The sequence below is a fragment of the Paenibacillus sp. BK033 genome, assembly GCF_004345425.1.
In the GTDB taxonomy this organism is placed as follows: domain Bacteria; phylum Bacillota; class Bacilli; order Paenibacillales; family Paenibacillaceae; genus Pristimantibacillus.
This window is the reverse complement of record NZ_SLVP01000001.1, coordinates 1,189,116-1,202,616: the sequence shown is the minus strand read 5'-3', so window position 1 is coordinate 1,202,616 and position 13,501 is coordinate 1,189,116. Positions and strand designations below refer to the sequence as shown.

Sequence of the window (13,501 nt, the reverse complement as noted above, 5' to 3'; positions counted from 1 at the left end):
CATTAGCCATTTTACCACATATGACCGCTTCTTGAGAAGTCGCAACCTGCTTAATGCGCGCCTAGCGGTTCCCGCGATGCTTCGTCGGTAAATTCGAAAGCGATCGAATAGCCGATAAATAGCCCCCATAAGAGGAAAATGCACAACTCGGAGAACAACGTGTTCCAGCCGGCAACCGTAATTTGACGGGACATGCCAAGTACCGGACCCAGCAGCAGAAAAATGACCGCCCACCACGCAAGTCCGTACAATACGCCCGGCCAAGGCCCTCTCAGCCTGCCTAGCAGCACTTTATATAGCAGCGCAGCCAGAACGGAAAATAGGATATAGCTCGCAATGCCAACGACGATCCCCCAGCCTGTCCTTAAATAAGAAGACTGAAAGAACGGGTCTGCAAACAAACCCGGCAGCTCGGTCGTAAATTTCATTTCGTAAAAGAGCCATCGGAGGATTCCCCAGATCAAGCCCGCAAAGAATCCGATCATACTGCTGAACAGCCATGGATTCGTATGATGTTGACCGCCGTACTCGCTTTTCTGACGCTCGCCGCCATTGCTTTTGCTGCTTTCATTCGTTACCGCCATGCGTATGCCCCTCCATTTTTTTATCCGCTTGAAGTCTTCTCCTAGTATGCGACTTTAGCTCCACGGATAACCAACATGATGGCGTTGGCAAATCCGTTAACGATCAAGTACAATAGACGTATACCTTTCGTCACCTGATCGGGACGATACTATTAAGGAAGGTGACAAGCTCTTGTCTCAGAACACTACAAGCATTTACGGCGGACAAGCGGTAATCGAAGGCGTCATGTTCGCAGGCAAGCATGTAAATGTAACCGCTGTACGCAGAAAAAACGATGAGATCGTTTTTTACGAGGTGCCCCGCACGACGCAGCGGTGGATCCAAATTCTTAAGAAAATCCCTCTCGTCCGTGGTTTCGTAGGAATTATTGATTCCAGCGCCAAGGGCTCCCAGCATTTGAATTTCTCCATGGAGGCTTATGCGGAGGACGAGACCTCGGATATGTCCGAGGCGGATAAAGCCGCAGCCCTGAAGAAGGAAAAGTCCGGCTGGAGCCTGGGCATGATTGTGGGCGTTGCCGCGGCGGGGGTTATTTCCTTTATATTCGGCAAGCTGCTGCTGACCGCAGCGCCGGCAGCGATTGAAAGTTTGCTGTTCGAGAATGTATTCGAGAACAAAGTTGGTCATAACCTGTTAGAAGGACTTATTAAACTCATTATGCTTCTTGCCTATTTGTATCTCATGTCGATGACGCCGATCATCAAACGGCTGTTCCAATACCATGGCGCCGAGCACAAGGTCATCAGCGCATACGAAGCCGGCGAGGAGTTAACCGTCGCCAATGTTCAGAAGTACAGCAGGCTTCATTACCGCTGCGGCAGCAGCTTTATCATTTTCACCGTTATCGTAGGGGTTATCATCTACTCCCTTCCGATCTTCGAGTGGCACAGCATTTGGGAACGCGTCTACATCCGGATTTTGCTTCTGCCGGTTACCTTGGGTATCTCTTACGAAGTGCTCCGCTGGACAAACGCCCTGCGCGATGTGCCGGTATTGCGCTACCTGGGTTATCCGGGACTGTGGCTTCAGCTTCTTACGACTAAAGAGCCCAAGGATGATCAAGTCGCCGTATCGATCGCTTCCTTCAACCGGATGCGCGAGCTCGATAAGGAAATGGGCATCAAAGCTTAAATCCATTCCAACTTAAAGGACAGGTGATATTATGCCGCGGAGATGGAACGCATCGTCAATTATCGTGCTGACGCTACTGGCCATCGGGATTTTGTACGGAATCGGACAGCATCTTACTTCGTTTCTAATTCCCATCATTGTGCTGGGCGGCATTTTCCTGCTGTATAAATATCCGCCCAACACATGGGGCACCCGTGTCCGGGTCAGACAGCAGCCTTACGTGAAACAAACAAAAACGACACCTCGGCAAAAACCGAAGTCCCGCCGCGCGCCGTTCCGGGTAATCGATGGCGGCAAAGATGACGATGACCTGCCGAAGTATCATTGACGAAAGCCCTCGAAAAACTGCGTTGCGGCCTTGAAGCCGGATTGGAACAGCTTTTCCGCCATCCCTTCGGGCAGATGGAATTGTGTAGTCCGGACACCTAGAGTAGGAATTTTCACCGTCCGGTCGCGCGCATATTTCTTAATGTAGCGCTCGTCATGGGCTTGCATCATCGTCTCGAATATCGCTTCAAGCATTGTCAACGGACCGCGTATTTCATGCGGTTCGTTGTCGTTTTTACCGACCATTTGGAAGCCTACCGTCGGAACGGGATTCGTTCTTCCCGCCTGCTCCTTATCGAACAGCCATAACGGAAAATTGCTTAACAAGCCTCCGTCCACGATATAAGCCTGATGAAGCTTCGCTTTCTCTTTACCGTTATCCGTTAAGGAAAGAAGCTTCGAGTAACGGATGACGACCGGGTCGAAGAAGTAGGGAATGCTGGCGCTCATCCGGACTGCCCGCGCAACGCTCAGCTTCTGCGGATCCATGCCGTAAATCCTTACATCCTCCGGCAGCACAAGCAATCTCCCGTTCGTAATATCCGAAGCTACGATGCGAAGCTTGCATTCCGGCAAATCCCCAAACGTTTTTATCCCCTTTGCCTCCAGCAGGCATGACATCCAATACTCCAGCGCTTCGCCGCTATAAAGCCCCTTTTTGATAAGCACCCTTAAAGCCGGACTGATTACCTTCAGGTTAAAGATAAACGATCTCTTCAGAAACGACGAGAAAGGCGTATTCTCCACGATCCGCTTGATGTCCAGACCGCTGTAATTCGCCGCAATCAGCGCAGAAATGATAGCCCCGCTTGACGTACCCGCCACCTGGTTGAATTGAATCCCCTGCATCTCCGCGGCTCTGACCGCACCTGCCAGCGATATCCCCTTCACTCCTCCGCCTTCGAACACTGCGTTAATCTTCACTTCCGCATCCTCCGGACAACGGAAGCAGTGTCAAATCCGGCTTCCATCAGAATTATATATGCGAAGAAGAATTGTCTACATGTTAGCGTTGTGAGAAAATATAGCGAAGAACCATTTTACCCTGCAAGGCTGACAGGAGTTGTCACATGGCAAAAATACATGCGGTCATCACAAATCCATTCTGCAAGCAGCCCCCTTGGCTGCCGGAAGTTAATTATAAAGATACGGTTATCCTATCGAAAAATTCCACAACGGAAGACGCCGTACTCTTTCTGACGTTGTTATGCTGGTATAACGATATAGATATTGAACAAAAACCGGATAAGGTTTTCAAGAAGCTAATAAAAAAGGATAAAGTCGCCATAAGCGGCGGAATCGCTTTTGCGGACGAGGAACGCGTAATAACTCCAAGCTGCTGCTGCGGACTGGAAGATTGGCAGGAGGTATACAAGTCGGTACGAGGCGGAACAAGTCCATGGCTTGGTCATGATCCTTACCCATCCCTTCAATACGAAGAGAATAACGTTAAGGTTTGGTCCGATGATTTTTCAGGGAAATGGAATAAAGAAATGTCTGAGGAAAAGAGAAAAGCCATGTTCTGCATTTCGTATAAACACGATGAACTCATCTCAATGTTAAGGTCCGTACGGACGGATCTATTGGATTTTTACAACTATTCCTTCGAGCAGACTTTTCCTATGGTTGGGGATAAACTTAAACGGAAGTTATTCTCTCAATACGGCAAATGGTTCAAACTAGAAGATACTATATAGATATTCGGAGAGTAGACAATGAGCTTTCATGAAATAAAAGAACAAATTATAAGCTGTATGGATTGCAAACAGAAATTTGGATTTACGCCCCATCCCGTCTTCCACGGAAAAGCGCAGTCGAAGATCATGCAGATCGGTCAAGCTCCCTCCAAAAAGGTGCACGAGAGCGGCCTGCCGTTTAATGACCCTTCGGGGGCAAAGCTGAAGTATCAGTGGTATCAAATTACGGACGACATTTTTTACAATGAAGATAACTTCTATATGACGGGTCTCGCCCATTGCTTTCCCGGCAAGCACCCTAAAGGCGGAGACAACCCTCCGCCGCTTGCCTGCGCGAATAAATGGCTCGCCAAAGAGATGGAGATGGTGGACAATCAGATCTATATCATCATCGGTGCCCGAGCGGCGAAATATTTGTTTCCAAAGGAAAATTTCGAAGACTTGGTCCTCGAAAATGCTCAGATTAACGGGAAACCGGCCATTGTCCTCCCCCACCCTTCTCCACTGAATGTAAGGTGGTTCAAAACCCATCCGTCGTTCGAGGAGAAAAGAGTGCCGGAGATTAGAGAAATAGTCTGGGATGTTCTTGGCCTTAAAGGATAGATATACTACGCCCGCCGATTTTACGGCGGGCTTTTTTACGTTGTCTGCGGCGGCGCCGGGGCTAAGGGGTATCTCCTGGAGGAGCGTAGCGTCCGCCTTTGTCCGGGTATTGCAGCCATGGCTGCATATTGTTCAAGCCATACCCGGACAACAGATGCCGAAGGAGATACCCCGTGCCCCAAGCCCGATTCCGGCCGCCTCCCACAGGACAACTAAAAAAGCCCGCCGCAAGCGGCGAGCCTTTCATTCCGTATCCAGTTCAGTCCGGATCCCTCTCAGCTCGTCCAAGCGAGATGGCTCACGGTTAAAGAATTCAACCAAGGTCTCGATGCAAGTGATTGAATCCCAGCTCAAATGATGCTCGATGCCTTCCACATCGCGGTAAATGTTCTCTTCCTGCACGCCGATAATCGTCAGGAACGACTCGAGTAAATGATGACGGTCAACTAGCCGTTTCCCCATCTTTTTCCCTTTGCTTGTCAGAACAAGCCCGCGGTATTTCTCATAAATCAAGTAGTTGTCTTTGTCCAGCTTCTGAATCATCTTGGTGACAGATGAAGGATGCACCTCAAGCCCTTCGGCTATATCCGATACGCGCGCATAGCCCTTTTCATCAATAAGCTTATAAATACGTTCCAAGTAGTCTTCCATGCTCGGAGTCGGCAATGAAGAACCCCCTAACCCTGCATTCTACACCTTGTCTCATGGCGTTACTCTTAGTATCATACAACGATTTTTAATGCTACTGCAAGCCGATTCGCTTACGCGTCTCCATTAAAACTTCATGAAAGCAGGCGTTACCTGATTCAGCCAAATCGTAATTTTGGTCATCTGATCCGTAAACAGAAGGATCCCCATCAGCACCATGACGCCCCCGCCGATTCGCATGACGACGGACGAATATTTAAGCAGCCAACGAGCCGATCCAAGGAAAAAGGCCAACAGGAAAAACGGAATGGCGAAGCCTAAAGCATACGCGGTCGTCAGCTCGAACCATGTTCCCGGCTTCGACGCCGCCAGGGCCAGAATCGCGGTCAATGCCGGACCGATGCAAGGCGTCCAGCCTGCCGAGAAGCCGACGCCAAAAATAAACGAACCGAGATATCCGGTTTTTTTGGTCGGGTCAAAATGGAAACGGCGTTCCTTCATAAGCGCCTGGGGCTGGAAAATACCCGCGAGGAATAAGCCCATGAGCACGATCAGAATAGCCGAAAGCTTCCGGATCAAATCCTCGTATTGGCTGAAAAATTCAGCGAATACGTTGGAGCCGTAGCCAAGCGTGTAATACACCGTGCAAAATCCAAGTATAAAAAACAAGGTATGCGACATCGTCCTCATTCTCATCTGGGAAGTCTGATTGTTATTCTTCAAATCACTAACGGAAATGCCGGTTATGTAGGATAAATACGAAGGATATAAAGGCAGGCAGCAAGGCGAGATAAATGAAGCAAAGCCGGCGCCAAACGCCAGCCATACGTTAATGTTATCCAAAGTTAAACACCTCAGTCGAAGTTAACTTCCCATCTTCAAACCGCGCTTCAGCAGCAGAAGAACAAGCATAATCGCAATCAATAACAAAACGATCGTACCGCCCGGCGCAAGATTCCATACGCCTGCCAGCATCAGTCCGGCCACAACGGCCAGCTCCCCGATCACGACAACCGTAATGACGCTTTGGCGAAAGCTGCGGGCTATAATCAGGCTGCAGGCAGCCGGAATAGTAAGCAGTGCCGAAACAAGCAACGCTCCCACGATTTTAATAGACGCGCTAATGACAAGTGCAGTAAGCACGCTAATCATAACATTATAGAACCGAACGGGCAAGCCGCTAACAGCTGCCGCATCCTCGTCGAACGTAAGCAGGAACAGCTCCTTCAGCTGCGTGCGGATGGCTACCAATACCACAACCGTAACGACCGCAATCGTAATGAGGTCCACATTGTCGAGGGTAAAAATACTGCCGAACAAATAACCGTTCACATTAATATTAAAGCCCCTGCCCATCGTGAACAATATCGAAGCCAGCGCAACGCCGCCGGACATGATAATGGCAATGGACAATTCCGCGTATGTTTTGTACGTTTTCCGCAGCTTCTCGATAAAGAAGGAAGCAATAATCGCGAACACCAGGCCAACCGCTACCGGATATACGCCAATCAGGAATCCTAGGGCAACCCCCGCAATCGATACGTGGGACAATGTGTCGCCAATCATCGATAAGCGGCGCAGCACGAGAAAAATACCCATAAGCGGTGCCGTGATCCCGATCAGTACGCCTCCGATTAACGCCCGCTGAAAAAACTCACTAGCCAAGATCTCCAACCGTAACGACCTCTCTCCTGCTCTCCATTTGTTGACGAAGCTCCTTCAAGCTATGCGTCAAATCGTTCTCTACGCAATTCTGCAGATCATGCGAATGCTTCTTGTAAAATTTCAGCTTGCCGCTTTCCGCCGCAGGCTGCTGGCCTAGATAAGACCGGATCATTTCCATGTCGTGCGATACCATTAGAAACGTAATGTTATGATGCTGGTGCATATGCTTGATCATATGGAAAAAGCCTTCCTGCGTCTCCGAATCGATGCCAACCGTTGGTTCATCCAAAATCAGAAGCGACGGATTGTTAATCAGGGCTCTTGCGAGAAACACCCGCTGCTGCTGTCCGCCGGACAGCTCTCCGATCCGCTTCATTGCCAGATCCTCTATATTCATCGCGTGAAGGGCATCCTCGCATTTCTTCTGATCGGCTTTCGTGATTTTGCGGAAAAGCTTATTCCGGCTGTACAGCCCCGACAATACAACCTCTCGCACGGTTGCCGGGAACAGCGGATTAAACGAATTTTTCTGCGGCACGTAACCGATCCGATCCCAGTCCTTGAACTGGGACACCGGCTGGCCGAACAGGCGAATCGTTCCGCTCTCCGGCTTCAGCAGCCCGACAATCATGCGAAGCAAGGTTGTTTTGCCAGCGCCGTTTGAGCCGATCAAACCTATGAAATCCCGTTCTTTTACCGAAAAATTAAGCCCTTTGTGAACCGCCTGGCTCTGATAGGAAAAAGATACGTTCTCCAGCGTTATTATATCTTGGTGACAACTCGCGTTTTGCATCGTTGCCCTCCTCTCTCCATAACCCTTGTATTATTCCTGTAATCCGGTCAATAAATTTTGCAGATTCTTCTGCATCAAGCTGAGATAATCCTCGCCGGCTTTTTCCTGCTTTGGCGTAAGACCCTCGATCGGATTAAGCACGAGCAGCTTCGTATGCGTTTCGCTTGCGATCGTTTTTGCCAGATCCGGCGATACCATCTCTTCGAAATAAATATATTTGATGCCCTCCGACTTCACAAACTTCGCAACCTTAAGCAAATCCTGGGCGCGCGGCTCGGCATCGGGGGACAGACCTGTTATCGCGATCTGCGTCAACCCATAGTCTCTGGCTAAATAACCAAAAGCCTGATGGGAGACTACAATCGATTTATGGGGTGCTGCCGCTAACTTAGACTCAAATTCCTCGTTCAGCGCTTCCAGCTTGCCTGCAAGCTCATCATAATTCGCCTCGAAATCTTCCTTGTGGGCAGGATCGGCCTGAATCAAGCTGTCCTTCACATTGGCCGCCATCACCATAGCAGACTTCGGACTCACCCAGGTATGCGGATCGACATCAAGCCCGTGGTCATGATCATGCTCGCCATGATCGTGGTCTTCCTCTTCTTCTTCGGGATTTCCATGTATAAGTTCAATTCCCTTGCTCATCTCGGCCGTGATCAGGCCGGTGTTCTTGGGCAGACCATTCAAAAAATCATCCGTCCAGCCTTCAAGGCCGGCCCCGTTATACAAGAACAGCTGCGCCTTCGAAGCGATGGTCAAATCTTGGCTCTTGGGCGTCCAGTCATGAGGCTCTACGCCGGCGGGAATAAGATTGACGACATTTACGCGGTCTCCGCCAATTTCCGATGCCAAATAATAGAGGGGATAAAAGCTGGTAACGACATTGGTCTTGCCTTCAACCAGCGTTTTATCCGAATTAGTCCCGCAAGCTGCCAAAAATACGATCATGGCCGACAGCAGCAAACTCATATGTTTTATAGAGCGCATTCGTATAATCTCCATTTCGAAACTCTTTTTAGTAATCGTTACTATTACGTTCTAGATTATACGAGCGGGATTACACCCTGTCAACCAAAAACTATTAACTACTATTTACAAGCCGGTACCCGTGCATACGTGATGACGAAAGAGAACCGCCTCGGACTGGATATCCGGGCGGTTCTCGATATTACGATTTACTTCACGACTGCGCCGTTTGGCATGTCATCCGGCACCGTTGCAAGCGTTAAATGATCGCCATGCGAAGCCGCGAGGATCATCCCTTGCGACAGCTCGCCGCGAAGCTTCACCGGCTTCAGGTTGGTTACGCAAATGACTTTGCGGCCAACCATCTGCTCCGGCGTGTAAAACTTAGCGATACCGGATACCACCTGGCGCTGCTCATAGCCAAGATCAAGCTGCAGCTTGAGCAGCTTGTCGGCTTTTTGCACCGGCTCGGCTGCAATGACTTGAGCGACGCGAAGCTCAACCTTGCCGAAATCCTCAATGCCGATTTCTTCCTTCGCTTCAACCGCCGGCACGGCCGCTTGCGGCGCGTTGTCTGCCGCCGGCGCAGCCGCTTCGGTCTTAGCCGCGGCTCCGCCGCCCATGGCAGCAGCGATATAGGCTACTTCTTCGGCCGCATCCAGACGAGGGAAGACAGGCGCTCCCTTGCTTACGCGCGTGCCGCCAGGCAGCTGTCCGAAGCGCTTGGTGCTGTCCCAAGCGGTCAATTCGCCTTCTTCCAGGCCAAGCTGGCGCCACAGCTCGCGAGGAGCGTGCGTCAGGTAAGGCTGAAGCAGGATCGAGATGATGCGGAGCGATTCCGCCAGATGATACATGACGGAAGCCAGTTCGTTCTTCTTCGCTTCGTCCTTCGCAAGCGCCCATGGAGACGTCTCGTCAATATATTTATTCGTACGGCTGACAAACTGCCAGATCGCCGACAGAGCAACGGAGAATTCCATCGTTTCCATAGACGCTTCAACCTGGCGTACGGTTTCTGCCGCAAGCACTTGCAGAGACTCGTCAAATGCCGTTACATTGCCGCCGTAAGCGGGAATTTCGCCATCGAAATATTTATCGATCATCGCTACCGTACGGTTGAGCAGGTTGCCAAGGTCGTTTGCCAGATCGAAGTTGATTCGGTCAACAAAATTTTCCGGAGTGAATGTACCGTCGGAACCAAACGGCACCTCGCGGAGCAGGTAGTAACGAACCGCATCCAGGCCGTAACGGTCGATCAAGGTCACCGGGTCAACAACGTTCCCTTTCGACTTCGACATTTTGCCATCCTTCATCAACAGCCAGCCATGCGCAAACACCTTCTTCGGAAGCGGCAGTCCAAGGGCCATCAGCATGATTGGCCAATAGATCGTATGGAAACGCACGATTTCCTTGCCGACCAGATGAACGTCTGCGGGCCAGAAGCGGTCATACAAATCGCTGCTTCCTTCTTTGCCATAACCGAGAGCTGTGATGTAGTTCGACAACGCATCGATCCAGACATAGATGACATGCTTTGGATCTCCAGGGACTTTGATGCCCCAGTCGAAGGTTGTACGGGATACCGCAAGATCTTCCAGACCCGGCTTAATGAAGTTGTTGATCATTTCGTTCTTGCGCGATTCCGGTTGAATGAAATCCGGGTTCTCTTCGTAATGCTTCAGAAGGCGATCGGCGTATTTGCTCATCCGGAAGAAATAGCTTTCTTCCTTCACCAGCTCTACCGGACGTCCGCAGTCCGGACAGTTGCCGTTCACCAGCTGGCGCTCAAGGAAGAACGATTCGCATGGCGTACAATACCAGCCCTCGTATTCGCCTTTGTAAATATCGTCCTGCTTCAGCAATTGGGCGAAAATCTTCTCAACCGCTTCCTTATGGCGCGGCTCCGTCGTGCGAATAAAATCGTCGTTCGAAATTTCCAGCTTTGACCAGAGCTCTTTGATGCCAACCACGATATCATCGACAAACTGCTGCGGCGATTTGTTTTTGTCCTTGGCGTTGCGTTCGATTTTCTGGCCATGCTCGTCCGTGCCGGTCAAATACCAGACATCGTACCCCCGAAGACGTTTATAGCGCGCCATGGCATCGCCTGCTACCGTCGTATACGCATGTCCGATATGAAGCTTATCGCTCGGATAATAGATCGGCGTCGTCAGATAGAAGGTTTTTTTATCGTTACCCATTTGTCATTCCTCCGTTATGATCGTAATGAAGCGAGAGAACGCAAAAAACTCCCGTCCAACATGGGACGAGAGTTCAAGTTCACTCACGCGGTACCACCCAAATTCCCGCTGCGCTTTTATGATTCAACCACCGCACAGCAGCTTCGTGTTGCCGCCATTCTGAGCGGCAGAGCCGTTAACGCCGGCTTTACGCGATTCCCTTACCTCTCATGCAGGCTCGGAAACAGATTCTCCGGGACCATCTTCCGATGTGTATCCATACCGGCTTCCAGCGTGTCGCCCGGCTCTCTGTCATGGCATCTTCATCGTACTTATCCGTTCATCGAATATAGGAAATATGCTTATATGACAAAATATAACCAATGGAGTGCTCCATTGTCAAGGAGCAGCCGTTCCGTCCGCATCGTTCTTCTGCTCGCCCGGGACAGGCGGAACGGGATCGTACCCCCCGGGATGGAACGGATGGCATCTGGCGATCCGTTTGGCGGCAAGCCATGAGCCCTTAACAGCTCCGTGCTTCTCAAGCGCCTCGAGGGCATACGCCGAACAAGTGGGATAATAACGGCAGGTCGGCGGCGTAAGCGGCGATATAACCTTCCGGTAAAAAAGGACCGGCGCCTTCATCACCCTTACGGCCGTTCGGCTGTGCGCCATCAGTTTGCCCCGGCTTCCGACTCTTCTTGAATGCAGTCTTTGCAGTAGCCGAATACTTCGAATTTATGCTTCACCACTCGGAAATCATCCGGCACGACCGTCTGCTCCATCGGACAGAACGTAATCGGGTACGTATGGCCGCATTGCAGACAAATCATATGATGGTGATGGTCGTTTTCCCTGCAATGAAGCTTGAATTTAACGCCATCCTCAAAGATAACCTGCTCGATAACCCCAAGCTCCTCCATCACGCGCAAATTGCGGTATACGGTATCAAAGCTCAGGCCCGAGTAGGACTTGCCCATATATTCGTAAACTTCCTTGGGTGCCAGGTAGCCCGGAGTCTCCGCAAATAATTTGGCCAGCGATTTGCGCTGGTCCGTAATGCGAAGTCCTTGTCCGGTCATTCTTTGTATAATTTCATCTATGGTATGCAATGGAAGGACCTCCGACAATAAAGTGTCTTTCTATTCATAATGCCGAAAAAAAAGACTCTCGTCAATGAGAGCCTCTCTTAGGACGCGGCTTGATTCATCCGTTCAGCCGCATGTTTATCAGAAAACTTGCACACATAGCCAGGAATAACACAATGCTTATGATCGACACCCATTTGCGTCTTGTTTTCGCCGCCGCGAGTCGTTCCCCGCCTGCGGGATCCAGGGCCGCTTCCGTAACGGATCGATGCATGAACAGCAAGGTAATGACCGATGCCACAAAAAACATATTAATAACAAACCAGATCGCCGTCCACATCATAACGGAAACCCTCCCTACTTATCTGCAGAAACCCGCTATACATACCATTTGTTCAATATAATCATTAAAACGATAAAGCTGACGACCGCTCCCGCAAAACAAACCCATCCGTAACGAAAGCGCTGCTGGAACATACGAAGAATGCCAAGACTCAATAATCCGAAAATGAGCAATAAGAAGACGACCCCGATAATAAATAATGATCTAGAGATGTCACTGACATCGACTAAAGTCACTGCATACACTCCCCTATGTAATAATGCAAGCACACAATTAGCATTATAAGGGATTGTCCCTTCATTCGCCAGCCGCAATCCGCAAGAAAAGGCGACAAGGTGAAACGGCTTTCACCGCTTAGCCATAATATCGTTTTCTCCCCAAAAGAAAACGACGGCCGCAAGGCCCTGGATTAGCGGCCTTTCAACCATCGTATATCCGTTTCATAATAAGTACCGGCCTTGGGTCTTTTGCGCAGCTTGACTTGCAAAATATAATTTTTCACAACCGCCTGGCAGATGGTCGGCTTCACAAGCTTAGGCAGTTTGATGATTTCCTTCTGCTGATTTGGAAGTCCTTCAATCCTTAATCGGTCATCGCGCACGTACAATCGAAGATTTTCCCGGCTTACCTCACGCGGAAGGTGGAACTTCACAAGTAAGTCCTGATGAGTTTCAAAGAATGAAAGCCCCTCGTTTTCATCCGCCTGATCCAAGATGGAATTTGCTGCCGATGGCAGTGATTTGGTCATCATCTTGCGGACGAATTTCTCCACCCAATCCGGCTCCTTCATCACATCGAAGCCCTTTGGAAGCCGCTGGCCGTCAAGCCATCTCTCGAGCTCATCCCATTTGTTCTCCACGATCCCGTTCACCTCCAAGCCGTTCCCTCTTAGCATATGCGAAGCTGGGTGGAGCGGCTACTTCCTTCCATGCGCTGGGCACTTATCCAGCGCGGGCGGCGGAACCTCTGGGCGTATGCCGCATACGATAATATACGAGACGCTTTAAGGGAAAAGGGTGAGTACGAATGCCTTCTATCGTTGGATTTGTAAAAGTCGTCAGCGTCGGCTCCAGTGCCGTCGTTCATTTCGGAGACGCGGTTCAAGTATCGCCCTCCAGTCAGACGAAAACCTATGCTGGCTCCGGCTCGTTCCTGACGGGAAGCCTGGCAAATTCAAACAATGCGGTCAGCGCAACCAACACGCTTGATCCGGACGTTCAAGACAACTCCCAGAACAATCTGGAAACCGTGGTGTAACGCATGAACTGGACCATTTATCAGACGATCACCATACAGCAGCTTCGGGTAAACAGCGTATCGAACAGCTCCGTCTTGCAGGTAGGAAGCGCGGGATCGATCCGATCTTTATCCCAAATGTACAATTCGGGCGGATTTACTGGACCCGCTCCGCAGCTAGGGGAAGAAAGCCCGCTGTCGCTGGTCCCGCTTCCCGATCCCGCTTAATATGAGAGGAG

18 protein-coding genes are annotated in these 13,501 nt (G+C 50.4%); 6 read left to right on the top strand and 12 right to left on the bottom strand.

The window, feature by feature from the left end; genetic code table 11:
• Positions 1-50: 50 nt before the first annotated feature.
• The gene (locus EV294_RS05310; protein ID WP_132304488.1) at positions 51-584 is read right to left on the bottom strand and encodes a YqhR family membrane protein; all 534 of its coding nucleotides are present in this window, start codon (positions 582-584) and stop codon (positions 51-53) included.
• 226 nt (positions 585-810) lie between these two features.
• Here EV294_RS05310 and EV294_RS05305 point away from each other — a divergent pair, with 226 nt between their 5' ends.
• Both EV294_RS05305 and EV294_RS05300 read left to right on the top strand, forming a co-directional pair.
• Positions 811-1,716 carry a DUF1385 domain-containing protein gene (locus EV294_RS05305; protein ID WP_132305298.1) on the top strand — a complete coding sequence of 302 codons (906 nt, stop codon included), beginning with the start codon at positions 811-813 and terminating at the stop codon, positions 1,714-1,716.
• A gap of 31 nt (positions 1,717-1,747) precedes the next feature.
• On the top strand, positions 1,748-2,044 hold the full coding sequence (locus EV294_RS05300; RefSeq protein WP_132304486.1) for a hypothetical protein: 297 nt from the start codon (positions 1,748-1,750) through the stop codon (positions 2,042-2,044).
• On the opposite strand, the gene EV294_RS05295 is transcribed toward EV294_RS05300, so the two are convergent.
• The gene (locus tag EV294_RS05295; RefSeq protein ID WP_132304484.1) at positions 2,038-2,967 is read right to left on the bottom strand and encodes a patatin-like phospholipase family protein; all 930 of its coding nucleotides are present in this window, start codon (positions 2,965-2,967) and stop codon (positions 2,038-2,040) included. The two genes, EV294_RS05300 and EV294_RS05295, sit on opposite strands and share 7 nt — an antisense overlap.
• A gap of 146 nt (positions 2,968-3,113) precedes the next feature.
• On the opposite strand from EV294_RS05295, the gene EV294_RS05290 reads away from it, so the two are divergent.
• Together EV294_RS05290 and EV294_RS05285 are read left to right on the top strand one after the other, a co-directional pair.
• Positions 3,114-3,740 carry a hypothetical protein gene (locus tag EV294_RS05290; RefSeq protein WP_132304482.1) on the top strand — a complete coding sequence of 209 codons (627 nt, stop codon included), beginning with the start codon at positions 3,114-3,116 and terminating at the stop codon, positions 3,738-3,740.
• Positions 3,741-3,758: 18 nt separating this feature from the next.
• The gene (locus EV294_RS05285; RefSeq protein ID WP_132304480.1) at positions 3,759-4,343 is read left to right on the top strand and encodes a uracil-DNA glycosylase family protein; all 585 of its coding nucleotides are present in this window, start codon (positions 3,759-3,761) and stop codon (positions 4,341-4,343) included.
• Positions 4,344-4,586: 243 nt separating this feature from the next.
• Here the strand turns inward: EV294_RS05285 and mntR are convergent, their stop codons facing one another.
• The 10 genes from mntR to EV294_RS05230 all read right to left on the bottom strand — a co-directional run bounded on the left by mntR (position 4,587) and on the right by EV294_RS05230 (position 12,897).
• A complete protein-coding gene (gene mntR / locus EV294_RS05280) occupies positions 4,587-5,009 on the bottom strand; it encodes a transcriptional regulator MntR (RefSeq protein ID WP_132304478.1) in 423 nt (140 codons plus the stop codon).
• A gap of 108 nt (positions 5,010-5,117) precedes the next feature.
• On the bottom strand, positions 5,118-5,834 hold the full coding sequence (locus EV294_RS05275) for a cytochrome c biogenesis CcdA family protein (RefSeq protein WP_132304476.1): 717 nt from the start codon (positions 5,832-5,834) through the stop codon (positions 5,118-5,120).
• A 21-nt stretch (positions 5,835-5,855) separates the two neighbouring features.
• Positions 5,856-6,665, bottom strand: a complete 810-nt coding sequence (locus tag EV294_RS05270) for a metal ABC transporter permease (RefSeq protein WP_132304474.1) — start codon at positions 6,663-6,665, stop codon at positions 5,856-5,858.
• The gene (locus EV294_RS05265; RefSeq protein WP_132304472.1) at positions 6,649-7,449 is read right to left on the bottom strand and encodes a metal ABC transporter ATP-binding protein; all 801 of its coding nucleotides are present in this window, start codon (positions 7,447-7,449) and stop codon (positions 6,649-6,651) included. Before EV294_RS05265 ends, EV294_RS05270 begins: the two co-directional genes overlap by 17 nt.
• Before the next feature lie 30 nt (positions 7,450-7,479).
• Positions 7,480-8,436 (bottom strand): metal ABC transporter solute-binding protein, Zn/Mn family, encoded by a 957-nt coding sequence (locus EV294_RS05260; protein ID WP_132304470.1) that lies wholly within the window; start codon positions 8,434-8,436, stop codon positions 7,480-7,482.
• 188 nt (positions 8,437-8,624) lie between these two features.
• Complete coding sequence (metG, locus tag EV294_RS05255) at positions 8,625-10,616, bottom strand: methionine--tRNA ligase (protein ID WP_132304468.1); 1,992 nt, start codon at positions 10,614-10,616, stop codon at positions 8,625-8,627.
• Between the two features lie 378 nt (positions 10,617-10,994).
• Positions 10,995-11,270, bottom strand: a complete 276-nt coding sequence (yidD, locus tag EV294_RS05250) for a membrane protein insertion efficiency factor YidD (protein WP_132304466.1) — start codon at positions 11,268-11,270, stop codon at positions 10,995-10,997.
• A complete protein-coding gene (locus EV294_RS05245; RefSeq protein WP_132304464.1) occupies positions 11,270-11,707 on the bottom strand; it encodes a Fur family transcriptional regulator in 438 nt (145 codons plus the stop codon). Before EV294_RS05245 ends, yidD begins: the two co-directional genes overlap by 1 nt.
• A 94-nt stretch (positions 11,708-11,801) precedes the next feature.
• Positions 11,802-12,026, bottom strand: coding sequence for a hypothetical protein (locus EV294_RS05240; RefSeq protein WP_132304462.1), 225 nt, complete (start codon positions 12,024-12,026; stop codon positions 11,802-11,804).
• Between the two features lie 409 nt (positions 12,027-12,435).
• On the bottom strand, positions 12,436-12,897 hold the full coding sequence (locus EV294_RS05230; RefSeq protein WP_243711585.1) for an Hsp20/alpha crystallin family protein: 462 nt from the start codon (positions 12,895-12,897) through the stop codon (positions 12,436-12,438).
• A 155-nt stretch (positions 12,898-13,052) separates the two neighbouring features.
• Here EV294_RS05230 and EV294_RS05225 point away from each other — a divergent pair, with 155 nt between their 5' ends.
• The gene (locus EV294_RS05225; RefSeq protein ID WP_132304458.1) at positions 13,053-13,283 is read left to right on the top strand and encodes a spore germination protein; all 231 of its coding nucleotides are present in this window, start codon (positions 13,053-13,055) and stop codon (positions 13,281-13,283) included.
• A gap of 3 nt (positions 13,284-13,286) precedes the next feature.
• Positions 13,287-13,490, top strand: a complete 204-nt coding sequence (locus tag EV294_RS05220) for a spore germination protein GerPB (protein WP_132304456.1) — start codon at positions 13,287-13,289, stop codon at positions 13,488-13,490.
• Positions 13,491-13,501 lie beyond the last annotated feature (11 nt).

Bases quoted from the DNA above. Each gene is read 5' to 3' on its own strand.
- yidD (WP_132304466.1), bottom strand. From the start codon at position 11,270: ATGGCGCACAGCCGAACGGCCGTAAGGGTGATGAAGGCGCCGGTCCTT.
- metG (WP_132304468.1), bottom strand. From the start codon at position 10,616: ATGGGTAACGATAAAAAAACCTTCTATCTGACGACGCCGATCTATTAT.
- EV294_RS05260 (WP_132304470.1), bottom strand. From the start codon at position 8,436: ATGCGCTCTATAAAACATATGAGTTTGCTGCTGTCGGCCATGATCGTA.
- EV294_RS05225 (WP_132304458.1), top strand. From the start codon at position 13,053: ATGCCTTCTATCGTTGGATTTGTAAAAGTCGTCAGCGTCGGCTCCAGT.
- EV294_RS05310 (WP_132304488.1), bottom strand. From the start codon at position 584: ATGGCGGTAACGAATGAAAGCAGCAAAAGCAATGGCGGCGAGCGTCAG.
- EV294_RS05240 (WP_132304462.1), bottom strand. From the start codon at position 12,026: ATGATGTGGACGGCGATCTGGTTTGTTATTAATATGTTTTTTGTGGCA.
- EV294_RS05220 (WP_132304456.1), top strand. From the start codon at position 13,287: ATGAACTGGACCATTTATCAGACGATCACCATACAGCAGCTTCGGGTA.
- EV294_RS05290 (WP_132304482.1), top strand. From the start codon at position 3,114: ATGGCAAAAATACATGCGGTCATCACAAATCCATTCTGCAAGCAGCCC.
- EV294_RS05305 (WP_132305298.1), top strand. From the start codon at position 811: ATGTTCGCAGGCAAGCATGTAAATGTAACCGCTGTACGCAGAAAAAAC.
- EV294_RS05265 (WP_132304472.1), bottom strand. From the start codon at position 7,449: ATGCAAAACGCGAGTTGTCACCAAGATATAATAACGCTGGAGAACGTA.
- EV294_RS05285 (WP_132304480.1), top strand. From the start codon at position 3,759: ATGAGCTTTCATGAAATAAAAGAACAAATTATAAGCTGTATGGATTGC.
- EV294_RS05300 (WP_132304486.1), top strand. From the start codon at position 1,748: ATGCCGCGGAGATGGAACGCATCGTCAATTATCGTGCTGACGCTACTG.